Raw genomic sequence first — 21,870 nt, forward strand, 5'->3', positions numbered from 1 at the left:
TCGCCCTTCCTCTTGAAACAAATTCTGTAAAAAACAAAAACCGGGGCACTAGGCCCCGGTTGCTGTCTCGCAACGCGATCAGACGCGTTCGAAGACAGTGGTGATACCTTGGCCAAGGCCGACGCACATGGTCGCCACCCCCAGGGTGCCGCCATTCTGCTTCATGACGTTGAGCAGGGTGCCGGAAATCCGCGCACCGGAGCAACCGAACGGGTGGCCCAAAGCGATGGCGCCGCCGTGCAGGTTAACCTTCTCATCCATCTTGTCGAGCACTTTCAAGTCTTTGAGCACTGGCAGGGCCTGTGCAGCGAAGGCTTCGTTGAGCTCGATGAAGTCGATATCAGCCATGGTCAGGCCGGCGCGCTTGAGGGCTTTCTGGGTCGCTGGCACCGGGCCGTAGCCCATGATTGCAGGGTCGACACCGGCCACCGCCATTGAGCGGATCACCGCCAGTGGCTGGATGCCCAGGTCCATGGCACGCTGACCGGACATGACGATCATGCACGAAGCGCCGTCAGTGATTTGCGACGAAGTACCGGCAGTCACGGTACCGCCTTTCGGGTTGAACGCCGGTTTCAGCGACGCCAGGCCCTCGAGGGTGGTTTCCGGGCGAATGGTCTCGTCGAAATCGAAGACCTTCAGGAAACCGTTCTCGTCATAGCCCTGCATCGGGATGATCTCATCCTTGAACTTGCCTTCGACCGTCGCCTTGTGGGCGAGTTGGTGCGAACGCACGCCGAACAGGTCCTGCTGCTCACGGCTGATGCCATGCATCTTGCCCAGCATCTCCGCGGTCAGGCCCATCATGCCGGACGCCTTGGCCGCATACAGGGACATATGCGGGTTGGGATCGACGCCATGCATCATGCTGACGTGGCCCATGTGCTCGACGCCGCCGACCACGAACACGTCACCGTTGCCGGTCATGATCGCCTGAGCGGCGGTGTGCAGCGCGCTCATCGACGAGCCGCACAGGCGGCTGACGGTCTGGGCGGCCGAGGTGTGCGGGATCTGGGTCATCAGCGACGCCATGCGGGCGATGTTCCAGCCCTGCTCCAGGGTCTGGTTGACGCAGCCCCAGATCACGTCTTCGACTTCTTTCGGGTCGACCTTGCCGTTGCGCTCCAGCAGTTTGCTGATCAGGTGCGCGGACATGTCTTCAGCGCGGGTGTTGCGGTGCATGCCACCCTTGGAGCGGCCCATGGGGGTGCGACCGAAGTCGACAATCACCACGTCTCTTGGATTCAGGCTCATATCAAATCTCTCGCTCTAGCTCGTTGACCACTCAGTTGAAGAAGCGCTGGCCGCTCTTGGCCATTTCACGCAGCTTCGCGGTCGGGTGGTACAGCGGCCCAAGGTCGGCGTACTGGTCGGCCAGGGCAACGAATTCAGCCACACCGATCGAGTCGATGTAGCGCAGCGCACCACCCCGGAATGGAGGGAAACCAATGCCGTAGACCAGGCCCATGTCGGCTTCGGCGGCAGTTTCGACGATGCCGTCTTCCAGGCAGCGCACGGTCTCCAGGCACAGTGGCACCATCATCCAGTTGATGATGTCTTCGTCGGTCACTTCACGCTGCTCGAAGACGATTGGCTTGAGCACATCCAGCACAGTCGCATCGAAGACTTTCTTCGGCTTGCCGCGCTTGTCGGTCTCGTAGGCGTAGAAGCCCTTGCCGTTCTTCTGGCCCAGGCGGTTGGCCTCATACAGGGCGTCGACGGCCGAGCGGCGCTCGTCCTTCATGCGGTCCGGGAAGCCTTCGGCCATCACGTCACGGCCGTGGTGGCCGGTGTCGATGCCGACCACGTCCATCAGGTAGGCCGGGCCCATCGGCCAGCCGAACTTTTCCATGACCTTGTCGATGCGCACGAAGTCGACGCCCGCACTGACCAGCTTGGCGAAACCGCCGAAGTACGGGAACAGCACACGGTTCACCAGGAAGCCCGGGCAGTCGTTGACCACGATCGGGTTCTTGCCCATCTTCTTGGCGTAGGCCACGGTGGTGGCAACGGCCACTTCACTGGACTTCTCGCCACGGATCACTTCCACCAGCGGCATCATGTGCACCGGGTTGAAGAAGTGCATGCCGACGAAGTTTTCCGGGCGCTTGAGCGCCTTGGCCAGCAGATTGATGGAAATGGTCGAGGTGTTGGAAGCAAGGATCGCATCCGCTTTCACCTGGCCTTCCACTTCGGCCAGAACGGCCTGCTTGACTTTCGGGTTCTCGACCACGGCCTCGACGACGATGTCGACGTTGGCGAAGTCGCCGTAAGACAGGGTCGGGCGAATGGCGTTGAGTGCTTCGGCCATTTTCGCCGGGGTCAGGCGGCCTTTCTCGACGCGGTTGCCGAGCAGCTTGGAGGCCTCGTTCAGGCCCAGCTGGATGGCTTCCTCGCGGATGTCCTTCATCAGGATCGGGGTGCCCTTGACCGCCGACTGGTAGGCGATGCCGCCACCCATGATGCCGGCGCCGAGTACAGCGGCCTGCTTCACGTCGTGAGCGATCTCGTCATGGGCCTTGGCCTTGCGCTTGAGCTCCTGGTCATTGAGGAACAGGCCGATCAGGCTTTCGGCAACCGACGTCTTGGCCAGCTTGGCAAAGCCTGCGGCCTCGACTTCCAAGGCCTTGTCGCGGCCGAAGTTGGCAGCCTTCTGGATGGTCTTGATGGCTTCGACCGGCGCCGGGTAGTTCGGGCCAGCCTGGCCAGCGACAAAGCCCTTGGCAGTTTCAAAAGCCATCATCTGCTCGATGGCGTTGAGCTTGAGCTTCTCCAGCTTGGGCTGGCGCTTGGCCTTGTAGTCCAGCTCGCCACTGATGGCGCGCTTGATCAGGTCCAGTGCACCGGCCTGCAGCAGCTCAGGGGCGACCACGGCATCGACGGCGCCGACTTTCAGGGCGTCTTCAGCACGGTTTTCCTTGCCGGCGGCGATCCACTCGATGGCGTTGTCCGAGCCGATCAGGCGCGGCAGGCGCACGGTGCCGCCAAAGCCCGGGTAGATGCCCAGCTTGACTTCCGGCAGGCCGATCTTGGCACTAGTGGACATGACCCGGTAGTCGGCCGCCAGGCACATTTCCAGACCGCCACCCAGGGCGATGCCATTGATGGCCGCCACGGTCGGCACTTCGAGGTCTTCGAAGGCATTGAAGATGCGGTTGGCTTCCAGGTTGCCGGCAACCAGTTCGGCCTCGGGCAGCTTGAAGTTATCGACGAATTCGGTGATGTCGGCGCCGACGATGAACACGTCCTTGCCACTGCTGACGATCACGCCTTTCACCGAGGCGTCGGCCTTGATGGCTTCGACGGCCTGGCGCAGCTCGTCCAGGGTCAGGCGATTGAACTTGTTGACGGACTCACCCTTGAGGTCGAACTTCAGTTCGACGATGCCGCTTTCAAGAGCCTTAACCGTGATGGCTTTACCTTCGTAAATCATCAACTGATCTCCACGATATGGAAGCTGAACTGTACACGCCGAACGCTGGTGGAAGAGCTGGCCTTGCCGCCCCTGCCCCAGGCACACCCGTCAGCGCGCTAGTCGGGATTCTGTATGAGCGAGATGACATACAAACGCTCAATTCATACGCCCGTTTGATTTGGGTATGCACACATTCTCCGAAAAGATCGGCATTGTCAAATGCTCCCGAACGGGGTGAAAACGCGACTTTCCGGTCATTTTGTATCGCTGGGGAGCAAAACATGATGACAGTGATTGCCGATCATTCACGTCAGCGATTGACCACAGGGAATCGGCCGTCGCTGCATCTTTTTTCATGCAACCGGCCAAGCAGTGGCTACACTGCGACTGAATTCAGAAATTTCCCGGCCTGCCTGGCCTTTTCTGCACTGCAGAAACGACGAAGCGGCAACCTGGTAGCTACCGGGTTGCCGCTTCGTCGTTGTGGGGCTTCAAGCGAGGGTGTCGAAGGCGTGGGCAATATCCTGCAATACAGATTCATCACCGCGCTCGCTCCAGCACAGGGCGATCATGCGCTTGTCAGCCTCGACCTTGTACACGGTCTCCGGCAGGCGCGCGAACACCTCGTTCAGGCGCGGCTCTTCGCACACTTCCTTCCACTGGTTCAACCAGACACCAGGGCTGACCTGCCAATAGCACCAGCTGTCTTCATGCCCCCGGCGGCGCCCGCGATGGTACTGCGGGCACGGGCTCGGCGGCTCCTGCTCGAACCAGTGCGGCCACTGCTGCGGTGCCAGCTGCATGGCCAGGCCCATGCGCCGCGCCTCCATGCGCAGGCTCATCTGCTGCCCCTGCTTGCGTGAAAGGCGCAACCAGGAAAGCGGGCTGAGAATCAGCGCAAGGATTGACACAACCAGCCATACCGTCATATCTGTAGATTCCATAAAGCGTTGCAAATGAGCGGGTTACTCAGTATTCACGGATGACCTGCCGGAAAGCGACCATACTTCTACTATCGCGATTGTCAGGAGTACAGCTCATGTCTTACGAACACCTTCTGGTCGCCGTCGACCTCACCGAGGAATGCGACCCGGTGATCAAACGTGCCATGAAGCTCGCCGAGCCCACAGGCGCCAAGGTCTCGCTGGTGCATATCGTCGAACCGATGGCCATGGCCTTTGGCGGCGACGTGCCGATGGACCTGTCGCAACTGCAACAGCAGCAGTTCGACCAGGCCAAGGAGCGCATGGACCGCCTGTTCAACAAGTACCCCGGCATCAATCGTGGCGACTCGCACCTGACCTATGGCCAGCCGCGCCAGGAAATTCACCAGCTGGCCAAGGAGCAGCATTGCGACCTGATCGTGGTGGGCAGCCATGGTCGGCATGGCCTGGCGTTGCTGCTGGGCTCCACCGCCAATGACGTGCTGCACGGCGCGCCATGCGATGTGCTGGCGGTACGACTGCTGAAGAAAGAATGAACCAGTACCGGCCTATTCGCGGGTAAACCCGCTCCCACAGGTATCGCACAGATCTGAAGACTGGTGCAGTACCTGTGGGAGCGGGTGCACCCGCGATGGGGCCGTACAGGTTGATCAGCCTTCCAGCTCAGCCCAGCGCTCTACCAAGGCATCCAGCTCACCCTGCAGCTTCTCGATCCTGGCCAGCACTGCCGAAGTCTCGGCAATCGGCCGCTGATAGAAACCGGCAGCGTTCACTTCTTCCTGCGCCTCGGCCATGCGCTGCTCGACCTCATCGATCTGCCCCGGCAGCATTTCCAGCTCGCGTTGCAGCTTGTAGCTGAGCTTCTTCTTCGAAGCATCTGCCACCGGCGCGGCTGGCGCAGGCGCTGCCACTTCTGCCGGCTTCTCGACCACGGCACTGTTGAGCTCGGACTTGCCACCCTTGCTCTCGGTCACACCAAGCAACTTCGCCGACCCGCCCTGGCGGATCCAGTCTTCATAGCCACCGACATACTCGCGCACCTTGCCCTCACCTTCGAACACCAGGGTGCTGGTGACGACGTTGTCGAGGAAGGCCCGGTCGTGGCTGACCATCAGCACGGTACCCTTGTAGTTGGAAAGTACCTCTTCGAGCAGCTCGAGGGTTTCCACATCCAGGTCGTTGGTCGGTTCGTCGAGCACCAGCAGGTTGGCCGGCTTGCTGAACAGCTTGGCCAGCAGCAGGCGTGCACGCTCACCACCCGACAGCGCCTTGACCGGCGTGCGCGCACGCTGCGGGCTGAACAGGAAATCGCCCAGATAGCTCAGGACATGCCGGTTCTGGCCGTCGATCTCGATGAAGTCACGGCCTTCGGCGAGGTTGTCGATGACGGTCTTCTCCAGGTCGAGCTGGTGACGCATCTGGTCGAAGTAGGCCACTTCCAGCTTGGTACCGCGCTCGACCTTGCCTGAGGTAGGCTCCAGATCGCCGAGCATCATCTTCAGCAAGGTGGTCTTGCCGGTTCCGTTGGCACCCAGCAAGCCGATACGGTCCTGGCGCTGCAGGACCATGGAGAAGTCCTTGACCAGCAGCGGGCCATCGGCGTGATGGAAGCTGACGTTCTCCAGCACCATCACCTGCTTACCGGACTTGTCCGCCGCTTCGATCTGGATGTTCGCCTTGCCCTGGCGCTCGCGTCGCTCGCCACGTTCCACGCGCAGGGCCTTGAGTGCACGCACGCGGCCTTCGTTACGGGTACGGCGGGCCTTGATGCCCTGACGGATCCACACTTCTTCCTGGGCCAGACGCTTGTCGAACAATGCGTTGGCAGTCTCTTCGGCGGCCAGCGCGGCCTCCTTGTGCACCAGGAAGCTGGCGTAGTCGCCGTTCCAGTCGATCAGGCCACCGCGGTCCAGTTCGAGGATGCGCGTGGCAAGGTTCTGCAGGAAGGAACGGTCGTGGGTGATGAACAACACCGCGCCGTTGAAGCCGCGCAGGGCTTCTTCGAGCCAGGCGATGGCACCGATGTCCAGGTGGTTGGTCGGCTCGTCGAGCAGCAGCAGATCCGGCTCGGACACCAGCGCCTGGGCCAGCAGCACGCGGCGGCGCCAGCCACCGGAGAGCTCGGCCAGGGTCTTGTCAGCAGGCAGCTGCAGGCGGCTCAGGGTGCTTTCCACCACCTGCTGCAAGCGCCAGCCGTCGCGGGCCTCCAGCTCGTGTTGGACGTGCATGAGCTTTTCCAGATCGTCATCGCCCTGGATGTTCTGGCTCAGGTGATGGAATTCGGCCAGCAACTCGCCAACGCCATCCAGGCCAGCGGCGACCACGTCGAACACCGTACGCTCGTCGGCGACCGGCAGCTCCTGCGGCAGCTCACCGATTTTCAGGCCAGGGGCGCGCCAGATCTCGCCGTCGTCGCCCTTCTGCTCACCCTTGACCAGGCGCAGCATACTCGACTTGCCGGTACCGTTGCGGCCGATGATGCACACCCGCTCGCCACGGGCGATCTGCCAGGACACTTTGTCCAGCAGCGGCATCGCGCCGAATGCGAGGGACACATCGCTGAATTTGAGCAGGGTCATGTTCGTCTCCAGAAAGCGGGCGCGCATTCTACCTGACTTGGCCCTTTCCGGCATTAAGTAGACGGTTGTTCAGGGGCTTGGCGACGCCCGGTCAGCGTTAACGCCTGGTTACAAGCACAGCGCTATCACCCGCCGCCGGCAAACGGCTAAGCTAAGGCAATCAGATTTCAACAGTGCTGGCTTCGCCGTCACTTCCCCATGGTTCAACTGCCCGGACGTATCATGCGCAGCCGCCTGTTACAGATTGCTTCCTGCCTGCTGCTCACCGCCGCCACTGCCAGTGCGGCGCAGGCCATCGACCTTTCCACGCAACGCCAGTACTACGACGAGGCCAAGCGTGCGCTGGCCAAGGGCGACAAAGGCCCTTACCTGCGCTACGCCCAGCAACTGCGCGACTACCCGCTCACGCCGTACCTGGCCTACGACGAGCTGACCGCGCGCCTGAAGAGTGCCAGCAACGAGGAGATCGAAGGTTTCCTCGCCAAGCACGGCGACCTGCCCCAGGCCAACTGGATGAAACTGCGCTGGCTGCGCTGGCTGGCCGAACGTGGCGAGTGGAACACCTTCGCCAAGTACTACGACCCCAAGCTCAATTTCACTGAGCTGGACTGCCTCAATGGCCAGTACCAGCTGAGCCACGGCCAGCGCGCCGAAGGCTTTGCCAGCGCCGAAAAACTGTGGAACGTCGGCAAGACGCAACCGGCTGCCTGCGACACCCTGTTCGGCATGTGGGCCGCAGAAGGCCAGCTGACCGAGGCCAAGCGCTGGAACCGCGCCAAACTTGCGGCCCAGGCACGCAACTACCCGCTGGCCAACAACATGGTGCAGGGCCTGACCACACTCGGGCCGCAGGGCCGTTTGCTAATCGACGTGGCACAGAAGCCGGAACTGCTCAACCAGCCCTCGCGCTTCTCCCCTGCCAACGAGGCCATGTCCGACGTGGTCAGCCTCGGCCTGCGTCGCCTGGCCAGGCAGGACCCTGATCGGGCCATGGCACTGCTCGACGACTACGCCCAGCGCATGCATTTCTCACGTGACGAGAAGGTCGCCATCGCCCGCGAGATCGGCCTGACCCTTGCCCGCCGCTACGACCCGCGCGCGCTGGACCTGATGACCCGCTACGACCCCGAACTGCGTGACAACACAGTCAGCGAATGGCGCCTGCGCCTGCTGCTGCGCCTGGGCCGTTGGGAAGACGCCTACGAGCTGACCAAACGCCTGCCACAGGACCTGGCCACCAGCAACCGCTGGAAGTACTGGCAGGCACGCACCCTGGAACTCGCCCAACCGAACAACCCGCAGATCCCGTTGCTGTACAAAAACGTGGCTCGCGAACGTGATTTCTACGGTTTCCTCGCGGCTGACCGGGCCAAAACGCCTTACCAACTGAACAACAGGCCACTGGTGTTGAGCCCGCAACTGGTCAACAAGGTGCGCAACACGCCAGGCATTCAGCGTGCCCTCGAGTTCCACGCACGTGGCCAAGTGGTCGAAGGCCGCCGCGAGTGGTACCACGTCAGCCGTCACTTCAACCGCGATGAGATGGTCGCCCAGGCGCGCCTGGCCTACGACATGCGTTGGTACTTCCCGGCCATCCGCACCATCAGCCAGGCGCAGTACTGGGACGACCTGGATATCCGCTTCCCAATGGCCTACCGCGACACCCTGGTGCGTGAAGCCAAAGTGCGCGGGCTGCACTCGAGCTGGGTGTTCGCTATCACCCGCCAGGAAAGCGCGTTCATGGAGGATGCTCGCTCCAGCGTCGGTGCCAGCGGCCTGATGCAGGTGATGCCAGCCACCGCCAAGGAAACCGCACGCAAGTTCAGCATCCCGCTGGCCTCGCCGCAGCAGATGTTCAACCCGGAGAAGAACATTCAGGTCGGTGCGGCCTACCTGAGCCAGGTGCATGGCCAGTTCAATGGCAACCGGGTGTTGGCGTCTGCGGCCTACAACGCCGGCCCGGGGCGCGTGCGACAGTGGCTCAAGGGCGCCAAGCACTTGAGCTTCGACGTGTGGGTTGAGTCGATCCCGTTCGACGAAACGCGCCAATATGTGCAGAACGTGCTGTCGTATTCGGTGATCTACGGGCAGAAGCTAAACGTGCCGCAGCCGCTGGTGGACTGGCATGAGCGGTATTTCGATGACATGTGATTGCAGCTGAGCCTGTACTGGCCTCTTCGCGGGACAAGCCCGCTCCTACAGGGATACGCGCTCCCTGTAGGAGCGGGCTTGTCCCGCGAAGAGGCCAATACAGGTTACTCGAGTACCTCGACCTTCATCCCCACCTCAAGCCAACCACTGCCATCCACGGCCAGGTTCTGCCCGAACAGGATGTCGCCTTCCTTCTCGCGGAATGTCTTCAAGGTCGTCAACGGCTCACGGTCAGCACTGCGCTCTCCGGTCGCCGGGTCGAGCGTGGTGAAGATGCACCGCACACTGGGCTTGAGCACTCGAAACTCCAGCTCGCCAATGCGAATCCGCTTCCAGCCATCCTCGGCAAACGGCTCCGCCCCTTGCACCACCAGGTTTGGCCGAAAGCGCAGCATCTCCATGGGCCGGCCAATCCGCCGGCTCAAGTCATCCAGCGAACCTTGCCCGATCAGCAATAACGGAAAGCCATCAGGGAACGCCGCACGGTCGCTGTTCAGGCCGTAACCATTGGGCAGGTAGCGTGCTCGCTGCTCCGGGCAATGCACCAGGCGCACCGCCTTGCCGAGCCATTGCGACAACCAGGCGGCCACCTCGTCGCCCGCGTCCGGCACACGCAAGGTATCGCGCCAGAGGGTAACGCCGCGCAGCGCATCGTCCGCGCCTGGCACCGCCACCCGCAGTGTCGCCTGCCCAGGCAGCTCAAGCAGCAGTTCGCCTGCCTCGCCCGCGCTGGCCTTCAGCTGGCCCAGTTGTGGCCAGGCTCGCTGGGTGAGGAAGCGTCCATTCTCTTCCTCGACCACCATCCAGCGTCGATCACCCTGCAACCCCAAAAGGCCCACCGGCGAAGCTTGCAAACATTGCGCCTGCCCCGACTTCACCGGGTATCGATACAACTCACTGAGAAACATCCCTGCCCGCCTCATGCCTTGTCAAAAGCCAAGCTTATACCTGGCCGGCAACGGGATCACGCGTTGCTGGTATCCAGCAGCAGACGCTGCTTGACCACATCGACCAAACGGTCGGGCTGAAACTTGGAGAGGAAATTGTCGCAACCGACCTTCTTCACCATCGACTCGTTGAAGCTGCCCGACAAGGAGGTGTGGAGCACCACGTAAAGCCTGCGCAGGCGTGCATCGCTACGAATCTCGGTGGTCAGCCGATAGCCGTCCATCTCTGGCATTTCCGCATCGGTGAAGACCATCAGCAGTTTCTCGCAGACATCCTCCCCCGCATCAGCCCAGCCCTTGAGCAGGCGCAGCGCTTTCAGGCCATCGCTGGCCACATGCAACTTCACGCCCAGTTGCGACAAGGTATCGCGCAGCTGCGCCAGGGCCACACTGGAATCGTCCACCAGCAACACTTCACGGCCGCGCGCACGGGCCAGTACCGGGTCGGCCAGTTTGTCGCCGGAGACCCGGGCGTTATACGGCACGATCTCGGCCAGCACCTTCTCCACATCGATCACTTCGACCAGCTTGTCATCCACTTTGGTGATGGCCGTCAGGTAATGCTGGCGCCCGGCACTGGCAGGCGGCGGCATGATGGCTTCCCAGTTCATGTTGACGATGCGATCAACGCCCCCCACCAGAAACGCCTGCACCGAGCGGTTGTACTCGGTGACGATGATGGTGCTATCCGGCCCGGGCTGCAGCGGGCGCATGCCGATCGCCTGGGACAGGTCGATCACCGGCAGCGTCTGCCCACGCAGGTTGACCACGCCACAGACGAACGCGTGGCGCTGCGGCATCAGGGTCAGCTTGGGCAGTTGCAGCACTTCCTGCACCTTGAATACGTTGATTGCAAACAACTGCCGGCCAGCCAGCCGGAACATCAGGATTTCCAGACGGTTCTCACCCACCAATTGCGTGCGTTGGTCTACCGTGTCGAGAATGCCAGCCATTGGAAAACCCCCAGGGTTGTAGCGAAAAGTATGAAATTATCCGTTCTATATCGGCGCTTTGCTGCGCATCTTGACCCTTGAAAGAAAATGCGTCGCAGGGCAATTGATATCATATTACCATCATGCTTAACTGCGACATGCCACGCTTGGATCCATTCCGGAACTACCTGTCGCCCCCTAGGCGCCCTCAGGGAAACCCCTAGGAGCAATCAGGTGCAACCTGATGTTCGCGCTATCCTTTAGCCATTAATGTGACGCCATTCTCACTGCATGAATGGAGTCAGGCTTTTGCTAGCGATCGACATGGCGTGTCCATCCCCTGCTCCAGCCCTACGCGCCGGAGTGTTTTGATGCACAGCAGCGTCTCTAACACCGACACCCTGCAGGGGTTCCTGCTGGATGCCCAGGTCTTGCTGACCCAATCCCAGGAATGCCTGCAACATCTGGAACTCATCGCCAATGATCCGGACGCCTGCCAATGCCTGAACGGCGCCCTGGATACCCTGGCTCGACGCGCCAGCGCCCTGGGCCTGCTCGAAGTCGCCCACTATGCTAGCGTCTTGCAACAGCTGCTCGCCCCGGCCTGCCAGCAGCGGTGCCTGGCCAACGAAGCCCTGCCGATGCTGAATGCCTGCTTGACCTTGCTGGCCTGGCAACTGGAGCTGATTGACCCGCACACCGGCCGGCTCGCCCTCGACACCTGCGAGCAAATGACGCTGCTGAGCGAACTGGCTGCCGCCCTCAATCAGCCCTTGCCGCAAACGTGTGCGCCTTGCAACGACAACGGCAGCCAATGCGTGCATCCGCATCCGACAGCGTCATTCAGCCCGTCAACCGACCGACCTGCGCAGCGCCACTAACCGGCGTGGCAGAAGCAACTAAGCTCATGACTCAAGCTGAAGAAGCCTGAACTTCTGGAGTACCGCGCTAGTTCAGCCCCTTGCACTTGATCGGTCTTGCGCAAGTTGAACTTGTGGCTTCAATCACTCGATTGAATAGTGGCATTTTGACAAGCATCAGTCCTGCCGAACCCCTCCTCCAAGCCCGGGAATACTGTGGTTTCAAAGCATTACCCAGCCGCGACCAAAACGAACCGAAGTGTTAAGATGCGCGCAAACAAATGTCGGCCGGCCATCCATTTATCGCATCAACCCAGGCTTGTCATTTGTTGCAAGCACGACGCCAAAGCCTCTGCCGAGACCTGTGCACGCCCCCATCAGCAAGACTTCAGTGGCTTCTCAATTTTATGTTCCCACGTTTGAAGATATCTCTGCGCTGCCGTTCACGCACCACCTTGCTGCGCTGGGCGACGGCATTGCTGTGCGTGGTGTCCCTGCTTGCCAATCTGATCCTGTTTGCTGGTGGGCACGGCATGCCTGCCAGCCTTCTGCTCCTGCAACTGGTGGCCACGCTTGGCGTCTGCTGGCACCTGAGCCACGGCGCCAAGTCGATCAGCCTGCGCCCGGCGGAGCTGGCCGGGCGCATGCTCAAAGTCCAGGAAACCGAGCGCCAGCACCTGAGCCGCGAACTGCATGACGACATCGGCCAGTTGCTCACCGCCGCCAAGATGCAGCTGGAATGGCTGCAACGCCGTGCCCCGAACGACTTGCAGGTGCACTGTGGCAGCTTGCGCAGCACCCTCGAAGACACCCTGAGCAAGGTGCGCGACGTTTCCGCCATCCTCAACCCACGGCAACTGGCCAGCCTTGGCCTCGAAGCCAGCCTGCGTGCGCACCTGGTGCGTACGCTGGACAGCACCGATGTGCACTGGAGCCTGGAGTGCCACCAGCGACTGGGCGGTATTTCAGAAGAAGTCGCCATGGCAGCGTTTCGCATCACTCAGGAGGCGGTCACCAACATGCTACGCCACGCCCGGGCGCGCAACCTGACCATCCGCCTGCAGCGCAGCGCCGCAGGGCTTGCCCTTTCAATTCAGGACGACGGCCAAGGCTTCGTCCCTTCAGCCAACCCCGCCGAGGCCGGCCAGCGCGGCATGGCCGGCATGCAGGAGCGCGCCACCGCCCTCAACGGCAGCCTGGTAATCACCAGCCAGCTCGGCCTGGGCACGACGATCGACGTGCTGTTCCCGTGGCCACCCCGTACCCATGAACGCGCCAGGACTATCGCTTCAACATGACCTGTAGATTGCTGCTGGTGGACGATCACTCGCTGATTCGTGCCGGGGTCCGTGCCCTGGTATCTGATATCACCGGCTATTCCGTGGTCGGCGAGGCCGATGACGGCGACCAGCTGCTCGAGCAGGTTCGCCACCTGGCACCCGACATTGTCCTGCTGGACATCTCCATGCGCTCCACCAGCGGCCTCGATGCCCTTACCCAGTTGCGCGCCACAGGTAATACGTGTCGGGTGCTGATCCTGTCCATGCATACCGACCCGGACCTGATCATGCGAGCCCTGGAAAGCGGCGCCCATGGCTATCTGCTCAAGGATACGACGGCTACCGAACTGGAGCAGGCCCTTGCCGCCCTGCGCAATGGTGAGCGCTACCTCAGCCCGGCCATCGCCCACACCGTGATCAACCAGGCCCTGATGCGTGCGCAACACGGCAGGCAGCCTGCTGGTGTCGACCGCCACAACCTGACCGCACGGCAGCTTGAGATCCTGCGCCTGATCGTGCGCGGCAAATCCACTCGCGAAATCGCTGCCGGCCTGGGTCTGTCGATCAAGACCGTGGAAACCCACCGCTCGCAAATCATGAAACGCCTGCAGATCTACGACGTGGCCGGCCTGGTGCTGTTCGCCGTACGCGAAAAGATCATCAGCCTGGACGACTGATCAGCTGCGAATTCAACGGCAGATGCAGCTTCAGTGCTGCTGGCACTGCGGCAAAGCGCAGGCTGTCGGCCTGCAGGGGCTCGCCATCGAGGTTGATGTCGAGCCCCTGCGAGCAGGTGATCTCGACCCACGGCAAACGCGCCCGCACGAACAACCCCTCGCCCGCCAGCAAATCGCGCAGCGCGCCGACCATTTCCTGGGGCGCCGGCAAGATGGCGATGTCGAGCAGGCCATCATCGACTTGCGCATCCGGGCACAGTACCTGGCCGCCTCCGGCCTGACGACCGTTGCCGATCCCCAGCGCCAGCAGGTCGCCCTGCCAGTCGAACCCAGGCCCTGAAAGCTCGACCGAGGCGGCCTGCAGCTCACTGAAGCGCGACAACCCGGTGAACAGGTAGGCCGCGGCGCCAAGCATCTTCTTGAGGTCTTCAGACGTGCTGGCGGTAACCTGGCTGCCGAAACCGCCCGTGGCCATGTTCAAAAACAATTGGTCGCCAACCTGGCCCAGGTCGATCGGCCTTGGCGGCAATTCAAGCAATGCCAGCGCCTCGGCAGGTTCCAGTGAAATGCCGGCTGCCCTGGCGAAGTCATTGGCCGTCCCCAGCGGCAACAGCGCCAGGCTGGCTTCGCTGCGCACCCGGCCCATGGCTTCGGCGACGTCACGCAACGTGCCATCACCACCGCCAGCAATCACATGGCTGTACCCGGCCGCAAGCGCTTCACCTACTAGCCGCTGGGCATCGCCGCCTTCCCAGGTCACCCGCACATCCAGCGTCCAGCCACGCTCGCGCATGGCGCCCACAGCCTGGCGCACCGCTTCGTTCATCGCCTGCTTTCCATGCAGGATCAAGATTGCCTTGCGCTTTGGCATCGTGCTTCTCCGTAGGGATCGTTCCATCCAGATCTCGACCACAAACTTCACCGAAATACTGCACAACGCAAGAAAACTGCCCTGAATCGCGCGTTGAGCTGGAGCATGGATCGAACAAGAAACAGCCTGATTCACATAAATATCATTGAAAGCTTTTCTCACTCGGCGCATGATCGACAAATATTTGGCCTTCATGGACGAAGCTGCATCGAAAAGTCGGTTTTTTGACTTTTCCGCCAAAACCGTGACAGGTCGCGAAGTTTCCCTTCACTGCGCTGTAACCAGCGCCTAGCGTCGAGGCTGTGAAATGAGCGTTCTGATCCCCTGCATCATCGCTGGCGGTGCCGGCACCCGCCTGTGGCCGGTTTCTCGAGAAGCCATGCCAAAACCCTTCATGCGTTTGCCCGATGGCCAGAGCCTGCTACAGAAAACCTTCGCCCGCGCATCCGCGCTACCCGGCGTCGAGCGCGTTCTGACAGTGACCAACCGCGAAGTGTTCTTCCGCACCCAGGACGAGTACCGCCAGGTCAACCCGGACAACCTTGCCCTCGACTACCTGCTGGAAACCAACGGCCGCAACACTGCCCCCGCCATCGCCGCAGCCGCGCTGCACTGTGCCAGCCATTACGGCCACGACAGCGTGCTGCTGGTGCTGCCGGCCGATCACTTGATTACAGACGCCGAGGCCTTCACCAGCGCCGTCGAGCACGCCCGGCAACTGGCCCACGATGGCTGGCTGGCCACCTTCGGCCTGCTGCCCAGCCGCGCCGAAACCGGCTTCGGTTACATTGAGCAAGGCGAAGCCATCGGCAAACATGCGCATCAAGTCAGCTGCTTCGTGGAGAAGCCCGACGCCCTCACCGCTCGCGACTACCTCGAAGGCGGCCGCCACCTGTGGAATGCCGGCATGTTCTGCCTGCGCGTGGGCACCGTGCTCGCCGAACTGCAGGCGCATGCCCCGGAGCTGCTGGCCTGCGTGACCTGCTGCCTGGAACAGAGCACGACCAAGGAAGGCGGCAAGGCGCTGCAGGTGGAGCTGGATCCGGCCAGCTTTGCCCTGGCCGAGGATATCTCCATCGACTACGCCCTGATGGAGCGCTCCGACAAGGTGGCCGTGGTGCCTTGCGAACTGGGCTGGAGCGACATCGGCAGCTGGGAAGCGGTGCGCGAACTGCGCCACACCGACGACGACGGTAACCACTGCAATGGCGAAACCGTGCTGCACGATGTGACCAACTGCTACATCGATTCGCCAAAACGCCTGGTCGGCGCGGTCGGCCTGGACAACCTGATCGTCATCGACACCCCAGATGCCTTGCTGATCGCCGATGCCGCGCGCAGCCAGGATGTCAAGGTGATCGCCCAGCAGCTCAAGCACCAAGGCCACGAAGCCTACCGCCTGCACCGCACCGTCACGCGCCCCTGGGGCATGTACACCGTGCTCGAAGAAGGCCCGCGTTTCAAGATCAAGCGGATCATGGTGCGCCCAGGCGAATCGCTGTCGCTGCAGATGCACCACCACCGCAGCGAGCACTGGATCATCGTCAGCGGCATGGCGTGCGTGACCAACGGCGAAGAAGAATTCCTGCTCGACACCAACGAGTCGACCTTCATCAAACCCGGCCGCACCCACCGCCTGACCAACCCCGGCGTCATCGACCTGGTAATGATCGAAGTGCAAAGCGGTGAGTACCTGGGCGAAGACGACATCGTGCGCTTTACTGATATTTATGGACGCGTCCCGGCAGCAGCCATCGGCTGAGGGCTGGCGGACGCGTTTTTTGTCCGCAGCCTTCAGCGAGGTTTCCGGTTCATGCGCATTCTCTGGACACTGCCCTACCTGCCTTGGCCCACCACCAGTGGCAGCAAGACCCGGCAATACCACCTGCTGCGCGCGCTCGCGCAGCAGGGCCACCGGATCACCTTGCTGGTGCAGTCGAAAATCCCGTTATGCGATGCCGCCCGCGAAGCCCTCGAACCCTTGCTCGAACGCCTGATCGTGCTGCCCAGGCGTCCGCTGCACAGTCCGCTCAACCTGTTCGCCTCACCGATCATCGATTACCCGATGCGGGCCATCATCAACGGCCTCGCCCCTGGCTTGCGCCATCAGTTCGAGCAACTGCTGGACGAGCCATGGGATGTCATCCAGATCGAACACAGCTACAGCTTCCAGCCTTTCGAAAAAGCGCTGCAGGCACGCGAGCTGCCCTACATGCTCAGCGAACACAACCTGGAGTCCGTCACCGGCGCCGCCTGCCATGACCGCCTGCCGCTGTGGCTGCGCCCGCTCAACGCCTTCGACCGCTGGCGTTATCGGCGCTGGGAACAGCGCGTGCTGCGCCAGCCCACCGAGGTGGTGGCCGTAAGCCCACACGATGCCGATCTGATCAGCCAGGTAAGCGGCCGCCCGGTCAACGTGGTGGTCAATGGCGTCGATTGCGACTACTACCAGAACGTCCACCCGGCCCTGCACAGCCAGCGCCTGCTGTTCGTTGGCAATTTCGAGTACGCCGCCAACGTCGAGGCCATCGAATGGGCCTTGGAAGAAATCCTGCCACAGGTGTGGATGAGCAATCCGGCGGTACGCCTGGCCATCGCCGGGCATGCCTTGCCGGTCAGCTGGAAACTGCGCTGGAACGACCCGCGTATCGAGTGGGTTGGCTATCGCCCCGACCTGCGCGAGCTGCAACGCCGTTCTGCACTGTTCTTCGCACCGTTGCGCTATGCCGGTGGCTCCAAGGTGAAGATCCTCGAAGCCATGGCCGCCGGGCTGCCGGTGATCAGCACCAACAAAGGTATATCAAGCCTGGCCGCCAACAACAGCGAGCATTACCTGGGCAGTGATGACGGTGACCAGTTGGCGCTGCTGATCACGCAATTGCTCAACCAGCCATGGCGCATGTGCCAGCTGAGCGAGGCCGGCCGCCAGTTTGCCCGCAACCGCCACGACTGGAGCGTGGCCGCCCAGCAGCTGGAGACGGTGCACATGCGCCTCACCCAGTCGGCACCGGCCGACGCCACGCAAGGCCGTGGCGCCTGGCTCGGGCGCTCAGCCGAGTAGTTCGCTAAACGGTATGAACGGCACGCTGTCACCCGGTTGCGGAGTGCTGCCTTCACGCACTTCCACCAGCCCCTCGGCCCACGCCGCGCTGCGCAGCACGCCGGAACTCTGGTTCTTGTAGATGCGCACCTGGCCATTGTCGATACGCGCGCGCAGGTACTCGCGGCGGGTACCGGCCTTGGTCCATTGGAACCCGGCAGGCACATCGAAGCGCAGCGGGGTGACATCGGCCACACCCTGGCGGCGCAGCAGGTAGGGCCGCGTCAGCAGGCCGAAGGTGACCAGGGTCGACGCCGGGTTGCCGGGCAGGCCGATCACCGGCACTCCACGGTAATGCCCGAAGGTCAACGGCTTGCCGGGCTTGATCGCCAGCTTCCACAACGCTAACTCGCCCGCCTCGCGCAGGGCGGCGCCGAGGTAGTCGGCTTCACCTACGGAAACGCCGCCGGTGGACAGGATCAAGTCGACATCGCCCAGGCTGCCCAGGCACTCGCGGGTACGCTCAAGGTCATCGGGAAGGATGCCCATGTCGCGCACTTCACAGCCCAGCCGCTGCAACCAGCTGACCAGCAGGCGCCGGTTGCTGTTGTAGATCTGCCCCGGGCCCAGTGGCAGGCCAGGCTCGACCAGCTCATCGCCAGTGGACAGCACTGCCACCCGCACCCGCCGCACCACGTTCAGCTCGGCATGCCCCAGGGTCGCCGCCAGGCCCAGCTCGATGGGCCCAAGCCGCGTGCCCGCGACCATTACCTGCTCACCCTTGCGGGTTTCCTGGCCCTGTGGGCGAACGTTCTGATCAAGCGCCAGCGCTTTGAGGAAGCGTACCCGACCATCTTCCAGCACCTCGGTGTTTTCCTGCATCTCGACGCAGTCGGCACCTGCCGGCATCGGCGCACCGGTGAAGATCCGTGCACAGGTGCCGGGCTGCAGAGCCTCGGACGCATGCCCGGCGAAAATCCGCTGGCTGACCGGCAACGGCTCGCCCTTGAGGTCGGCAAGGCGCAAGGCATAACCGTCCATGGCGCTGTTCGGCCACGGCGGCAGGTCAAGCGTGGCCACCAGCTCGGTGGCCAGCACACGGCCTTCGGCTTCGGCCAGCGAGACACGTTCGATTTCCTTGATCGGTGCGGCCTCGGCCAGTGCCAGCAGGCGCTCCAGGGCCTCTTCCACCGCCATCAGTGGCCGGGCAGCCGGCGCCTCAGCCACGGCTGTCACAGGCCGCTGCCTGCTTCAGGTGGGCAACGAAGTTGCACGGCCGGTGGCGGGCATCCAGTTGCTCGGCGAGGATGCCGTCCCAACCGGTGCGCACGGCATTGGTCGAGCCGGGCAGGCAGCACACCAGGGTGCCGTTGGCCAGGCCAGCCAAGGCGCGCGACTGCACGGTGGAGGTACCGATATCAGCCACGGAAATCTGCCGGAACAGTTCGCCGAAGCCCTCGACTTGCTTGTCCAGCAAGCAGGCGACTGCCTCAGGCGTGCTGTCACGGCCGGTAAATCCCGTGCCTCCGGTAATCAGCACGACCTGCACATTGTCGTCGGCGATCCAGGTCGCGACCTGGGCGCGGATCTTGTACAAGTCGTCCTTGAGCAGCACCCGTGCTGCCAGCGTGTGACCAGCGGCGGTAAGGCGGTCGACGAAGGTCTGCCCGGAGGTGTCGGTTTCGAAGGTACGGGTGTCGCTGACCGTGAGCACGGCAATGTTCAGCGCCACGAAGGGGGTATCGGCCTTGGCTTTCATGGGTGTCCGTCGCAATAAAAGGGAATGGGCGCAGTTATATCACAGGCGGCAGTGCAGGCAGGCACAGGTCAATATCCCCGGCTTGCCGCTATGCTGGAATGTAAAAGGAACTTGCGCGGACGCCCTGCGTCATAACGTCATCTAGCACCATCGCACTGGAGAAACACGATGATTCAACGGACCCTTCCCGCCTTTCTGCTCGCCCTGGGCCTTGGCGCCCTCGCCGGCTGTGCATCGCCGACCGTGATCACCCTGAACGACGGCCGCGAAATCCAGGCAGTGGATACCCCCTCTTTTGACGAGGACTCCGGTTTCTACGAATTCGAACAGCTCGACGGCAAGCGCACGCGCCTGAACAAGGACCAGATCCGCACCGTCAAGGAGCTCTGACCCGCACGCTTTATTGGCGCTCGCCCTTGAACTGCAAGGGCTTGCGCCTGAAAAATCCATGCAGTAGGATTTTGTTCATCGGAGTGTAGCGCAGCCAGGTAGCGCGTCTCGTTCGGGACGAGAAGGCCGCAGGTTCGAATCCTGTCTCTCCGACCAAAATCTCTACAAGAAGCCCGCTTTGTGCGGGCTTTTTGTTGGGCCTGAAAACTGTATTTCCGGTACTGCCCACTTCGCAGCCCATGCAAACCATCAAGCGGTCAGGCGCGAGGTGACCTCACCCAACTGCCCCGACAGCCCATGCAGGCGCTGCCCCGCCTGCTCGGTATGCTGCACCGCCTCCTGGTTGGCGGTGGCAATCCGGGTGATTTCAATCAGGTTGCGCGAAATGTCTTCGGCGACGCTGGTCTGCTCTTCGGCCGCCGTGGCGATCTGCCGGTTCATGTCGCGGATCGCCTCCACCGCCAAGGTGATGCGCTGCAGCATCTGCCCGGCCTGCTGCACCTGCTCGGCACCCTCCTCGCTGCGCTGCTGGCCGCTCTCGATGGCCTTGACTGCTTCCACCGCGCCCGACTGCACGGCTTCGATGATCTGCTGAATCTCGGCGATCGACGCCGCCGTGCGCTGGGCCAGGCTGCGCACTTCGTCGGCGACCACGGCAAAGCCGCGCCCGGCTTCACCGGCGCGCGCCGCCTCGATGGCGGCATTGAGCGCCAGCAGGTTGGTCTGCTCGGCGATACCGCGGATCACTTCCAGCACCTTGCCGATGCGTGAGCTGTCATTTTCCAGGTCGCGAATCACGGCGGCAGTGCCGGCGATCTCTCGGTTGACCACGCCGATGATGTCGATGGTCTGCTGCATTACCTGCTCGCCCGCCTGCGCACTCTGGTCGGCATCGTCAGCGGCGTGTGCGGCCTGCGCGGCGTGACGGGCCACTTCCTGGGCAGTGGCGGACATTTCGTGCATGGCCGTGGCCACCTGATCGGTACGCTGGAACTGATCGTGCGTGCCACGGGCCATGTCACCGGCGATAGTGCGCAACTGGCCACTGGCACCTTCCAGTTCCTGGGCGTTGTCCTTCAGCCGGCCAACGGTCTCGGCAAGAAAATCACGCAAGGTGTTGGCGGCACGCGCCAGGCGGCCCAGTTCGTCCTCACGGCGGCTGTCGACGCGGGCGGCGAAGCGCCCCTGGCTAAGCTGCGCAACGTATTCGATCAGTTGGCGGATCGGCTCGATCAGGCTGCGGTTGAGCAGCCACAGGCTGAGCAAGCCAACCAGCAATGCCGAGCCCAGCATCACCAACACGCCTAACCACACGGTGCGTTCTGCAGCGGCATTGATCTGGGCAGCACGATCACGCGCTTCGGCGCGCAATTGCTCGACCAGTGCGCTCATCTGCTCGCTGGCAGCACGATCCACGCCCTTTACCGCCTGGTCGCCAGCGACCGGGTCGCCCCCCGCCGCCAGGAATGCCAGACGCCCTTGTTCGTAGGCCTGGCCGAGTTGGCGGTGGCTCTCACGCAGCTGCTGCAGCGGTGCTTTGAGCTTGACATCGCTGCTGTCGATCAGTTGACCGAGCAGTTGCTGAACCTGCTGCTCCCGGGCCTGGAACTGCTGCCAGTACTTGTCCAGCTCGGCTGGCTGGCGGCCACGCAGCAGCACGTTCTTCCATTCCTGCACCTGAATCTTGAATTGCAGGTTGGCTTCATCGATCAGTTGCGAAGCCCGCAGCGGCCCGTCCACCAGTTCGCCATAGCCACGGACGCTGGAGGACAGGAACTGGAAGCACACCAGGGCGATCAGCAGCATCGCCGCCAAGCTGCCGCCGAGCAGGGTGAGAAATTGCACTCGGAGTGATTTACGCAACATCGCGGATCTCGGGAACAAGGAATAAGGAAACGGCGCGCCGTTGCAGCGCCGCGACAGACATCCTTGTCCTCGTTCGCTGGCCAAAAAAAAGCTGCCATCAATCGATAGCAGCCAGGTCGAGCACTTACGCAACAGTTGAACACAATACTCTCAGGCAAT

General features: G+C 62.6%; 18 protein-coding genes, 1 tRNA gene and 1 pseudogene. 9 read left to right on the forward strand and 11 right to left on the reverse strand.

Annotation, left to right across the window (positions count from 1 at the left end):
- Nucleotides 1–78: 78 nt before the first annotated feature.
- The 3 genes from fadA to APH28_RS06015 all read right to left on the reverse strand — a co-directional run bounded on the left by fadA (nt 79) and on the right by APH28_RS06015 (nt 4,344).
- Nucleotides 79–1,254, reverse strand: coding sequence for an acetyl-CoA C-acyltransferase FadA (gene fadA / locus APH28_RS06005; protein WP_060508062.1), 1,176 nt, complete (start codon nt 1,252–1,254; stop codon nt 79–81).
- 31 nt (nt 1,255–1,285) lie between these two features.
- Nucleotides 1,286–3,433 (reverse strand): fatty acid oxidation complex subunit alpha FadB, encoded by a 2,148-nt coding sequence (gene fadB / locus APH28_RS06010; RefSeq protein WP_060508063.1) that lies wholly within the window; start codon nt 3,431–3,433, stop codon nt 1,286–1,288.
- Nucleotides 3,434–3,906: 473 nt separating this feature from the next.
- Entirely contained in the window at nt 3,907–4,344 is a 438-nt protein-coding gene (locus APH28_RS06015; protein WP_060508064.1) for a hypothetical protein, read from the reverse strand.
- Nucleotides 4,345–4,454: 110 nt separating this feature from the next.
- Between APH28_RS06015 and APH28_RS06020 the strand changes: the two genes are divergently transcribed.
- A complete protein-coding gene (locus APH28_RS06020; protein ID WP_060508065.1) occupies nt 4,455–4,895 on the forward strand; it encodes a universal stress protein in 441 nt (146 codons plus the stop codon).
- Nucleotides 4,896–5,009: 114 nt separating this feature from the next.
- Here APH28_RS06020 and APH28_RS06025 read toward each other — a convergent pair whose 3' ends face one another.
- Entirely contained in the window at nt 5,010–6,938 is a 1,929-nt protein-coding gene (locus APH28_RS06025) for an ATP-binding cassette domain-containing protein (RefSeq protein ID WP_060508066.1), read from the reverse strand.
- 222 nt (nt 6,939–7,160) lie between these two features.
- Between APH28_RS06025 and APH28_RS06030 the strand changes: the two genes are divergently transcribed.
- The gene (locus APH28_RS06030; protein ID WP_060508067.1) at nt 7,161–9,089 is read left to right on the forward strand and encodes a transglycosylase SLT domain-containing protein; all 1,929 of its coding nucleotides are present in this window, start codon (nt 7,161–7,163) and stop codon (nt 9,087–9,089) included.
- Between the two features lie 104 nt (nt 9,090–9,193).
- On the opposite strand, the gene APH28_RS06035 is transcribed toward APH28_RS06030, so the two are convergent.
- Complete coding sequence (locus APH28_RS06035) at nt 9,194–9,997, reverse strand: MOSC domain-containing protein (protein ID WP_060508068.1); 804 nt, start codon at nt 9,995–9,997, stop codon at nt 9,194–9,196.
- A 56-nt stretch (nt 9,998–10,053) separates the two neighbouring features.
- Complete coding sequence (locus APH28_RS06040) at nt 10,054–10,989, reverse strand: chemotaxis protein CheV (RefSeq protein WP_060508069.1); 936 nt, start codon at nt 10,987–10,989, stop codon at nt 10,054–10,056.
- A 350-nt stretch (nt 10,990–11,339) separates the two neighbouring features.
- On the opposite strand from APH28_RS06040, the gene APH28_RS06045 reads away from it, so the two are divergent.
- The 3 genes from APH28_RS06045 to APH28_RS06055 all read left to right on the forward strand — a co-directional run bounded on the left by APH28_RS06045 (nt 11,340) and on the right by APH28_RS06055 (nt 13,785).
- Nucleotides 11,340–11,849, forward strand: a complete 510-nt coding sequence (locus APH28_RS06045; protein WP_060508070.1) for a hypothetical protein — start codon at nt 11,340–11,342, stop codon at nt 11,847–11,849.
- A 386-nt stretch (nt 11,850–12,235) separates the two neighbouring features.
- Nucleotides 12,236–13,126, forward strand: a complete 891-nt coding sequence (locus APH28_RS06050) for a sensor histidine kinase (protein ID WP_060508071.1) — start codon at nt 12,236–12,238, stop codon at nt 13,124–13,126.
- Nucleotides 13,123–13,785 (forward strand): response regulator transcription factor, encoded by a 663-nt coding sequence (locus tag APH28_RS06055; RefSeq protein WP_060508072.1) that lies wholly within the window; start codon nt 13,123–13,125, stop codon nt 13,783–13,785. The genes APH28_RS06050 and APH28_RS06055 overlap by 4 nt, the downstream gene beginning before the upstream one ends.
- On the opposite strand, the gene yegS is transcribed toward APH28_RS06055, so the two are convergent.
- Nucleotides 13,769–14,656, reverse strand: coding sequence for a lipid kinase YegS (yegS, locus tag APH28_RS06060; RefSeq protein ID WP_060508073.1), 888 nt, complete (start codon nt 14,654–14,656; stop codon nt 13,769–13,771). The two genes, APH28_RS06055 and yegS, sit on opposite strands and share 17 nt — an antisense overlap.
- A 307-nt stretch (nt 14,657–14,963) precedes the next feature.
- On the opposite strand from yegS, the gene APH28_RS06065 reads away from it, so the two are divergent.
- Nucleotides 14,964–16,418 (forward strand): mannose-1-phosphate guanylyltransferase/mannose-6-phosphate isomerase, encoded by a 1,455-nt coding sequence (locus tag APH28_RS06065; RefSeq protein WP_060508074.1) that lies wholly within the window; start codon nt 14,964–14,966, stop codon nt 16,416–16,418.
- A 51-nt stretch (nt 16,419–16,469) separates the two neighbouring features.
- Entirely contained in the window at nt 16,470–17,717 is a 1,248-nt protein-coding gene (locus APH28_RS06070; protein WP_060508075.1) for a glycosyltransferase family 4 protein, read from the forward strand.
- On the opposite strand, the gene glp is transcribed toward APH28_RS06070, so the two are convergent.
- The gene (gene glp / locus APH28_RS06075; RefSeq protein WP_060508076.1) at nt 17,706–18,932 is read right to left on the reverse strand and encodes a gephyrin-like molybdotransferase Glp; all 1,227 of its coding nucleotides are present in this window, start codon (nt 18,930–18,932) and stop codon (nt 17,706–17,708) included. The two genes, APH28_RS06070 and glp, sit on opposite strands and share 12 nt — an antisense overlap.
- Entirely contained in the window at nt 18,916–19,455 is a 540-nt protein-coding gene (moaB, locus tag APH28_RS06080) for a molybdenum cofactor biosynthesis protein B (RefSeq protein ID WP_060508077.1), read from the reverse strand. The genes glp and moaB overlap by 17 nt, the downstream gene beginning before the upstream one ends.
- Before the next feature lie 168 nt (nt 19,456–19,623).
- Between moaB and APH28_RS06085 the strand changes: the two genes are divergently transcribed.
- Together APH28_RS06085 and APH28_RS06090 are read left to right on the forward strand one after the other, a co-directional pair.
- Entirely contained in the window at nt 19,624–19,845 is a 222-nt protein-coding gene (locus APH28_RS06085) for a YgdI/YgdR family lipoprotein (RefSeq protein WP_027596642.1), read from the forward strand.
- A 79-nt stretch (nt 19,846–19,924) separates the two neighbouring features.
- Nucleotides 19,925–20,001 (forward strand) — tRNA-Pro (locus APH28_RS06090).
- 93 nt (nt 20,002–20,094) lie between these two features.
- On the opposite strand, the gene APH28_RS29435 is transcribed toward APH28_RS06090, so the two are convergent.
- Both APH28_RS29435 and APH28_RS29440 read right to left on the reverse strand, forming a co-directional pair.
- Complete coding sequence (locus tag APH28_RS29435) at nt 20,095–20,862, reverse strand: methyl-accepting chemotaxis protein (protein WP_371263065.1); 768 nt, start codon at nt 20,860–20,862, stop codon at nt 20,095–20,097.
- Nucleotides 20,863–20,979: 117 nt separating this feature from the next.
- Nucleotides 20,980–21,711 (reverse strand): annotated as a pseudogene (locus tag APH28_RS29440) (HAMP domain-containing protein); the annotation flags it as partial.
- Between the last annotated feature and the right edge of the window lie 159 nt (nt 21,712–21,870).

Origin of the sequence: Pseudomonas sp. NBRC 111124 (assembly GCF_001320245.1) — a bacterium.
Lineage (GTDB): Bacteria > Pseudomonadota > Gammaproteobacteria > Pseudomonadales > Pseudomonadaceae > Aquipseudomonas.

What these genes read in the sequence shown, in the direction of transcription:
- fadA (WP_060508062.1), bottom strand. Translation starts at nt 1,254, where the DNA reads ATGAGCCTGAATCCAAGAGACGTGGTGATTGTCGACTTCGGTCGCACC.
- fadB (WP_060508063.1), bottom strand. Translation starts at nt 3,433, where the DNA reads ATGATTTACGAAGGTAAAGCCATCACGGTTAAGGCTCTTGAAAGCGGC.
- APH28_RS06015 (WP_060508064.1), bottom strand. Translation starts at nt 4,344, where the DNA reads ATGACGGTATGGCTGGTTGTGTCAATCCTTGCGCTGATTCTCAGCCCG.
- APH28_RS06020 (WP_060508065.1), top strand. Translation starts at nt 4,455, where the DNA reads ATGTCTTACGAACACCTTCTGGTCGCCGTCGACCTCACCGAGGAATGC.
- APH28_RS06025 (WP_060508066.1), bottom strand. Translation starts at nt 6,938, where the DNA reads ATGACCCTGCTCAAATTCAGCGATGTGTCCCTCGCATTCGGCGCGATG.
- APH28_RS06030 (WP_060508067.1), top strand. Translation starts at nt 7,161, where the DNA reads ATGCGCAGCCGCCTGTTACAGATTGCTTCCTGCCTGCTGCTCACCGCC.
- APH28_RS06035 (WP_060508068.1), bottom strand. Translation starts at nt 9,997, where the DNA reads ATGTTTCTCAGTGAGTTGTATCGATACCCGGTGAAGTCGGGGCAGGCG.
- APH28_RS06040 (WP_060508069.1), bottom strand. Translation starts at nt 10,989, where the DNA reads ATGGCTGGCATTCTCGACACGGTAGACCAACGCACGCAATTGGTGGGT.
- APH28_RS06045 (WP_060508070.1), top strand. Translation starts at nt 11,340, where the DNA reads ATGCACAGCAGCGTCTCTAACACCGACACCCTGCAGGGGTTCCTGCTG.
- APH28_RS06050 (WP_060508071.1), top strand. Translation starts at nt 12,236, where the DNA reads ATGTTCCCACGTTTGAAGATATCTCTGCGCTGCCGTTCACGCACCACC.
- APH28_RS06055 (WP_060508072.1), top strand. Translation starts at nt 13,123, where the DNA reads ATGACCTGTAGATTGCTGCTGGTGGACGATCACTCGCTGATTCGTGCC.
- yegS (WP_060508073.1), bottom strand. Translation starts at nt 14,656, where the DNA reads ATGCCAAAGCGCAAGGCAATCTTGATCCTGCATGGAAAGCAGGCGATG.
- APH28_RS06065 (WP_060508074.1), top strand. Translation starts at nt 14,964, where the DNA reads ATGAGCGTTCTGATCCCCTGCATCATCGCTGGCGGTGCCGGCACCCGC.
- APH28_RS06070 (WP_060508075.1), top strand. Translation starts at nt 16,470, where the DNA reads ATGCGCATTCTCTGGACACTGCCCTACCTGCCTTGGCCCACCACCAGT.
- moaB (WP_060508077.1), bottom strand. Translation starts at nt 19,455, where the DNA reads ATGAAAGCCAAGGCCGATACCCCCTTCGTGGCGCTGAACATTGCCGTG.
- APH28_RS06085 (WP_027596642.1), top strand. Translation starts at nt 19,624, where the DNA reads ATGATTCAACGGACCCTTCCCGCCTTTCTGCTCGCCCTGGGCCTTGGC.
- APH28_RS29435 (WP_371263065.1), bottom strand. Translation starts at nt 20,862, where the DNA reads ATGGCCCGTGGCACGCACGATCAGTTCCAGCGTACCGATCAGGTGGCC.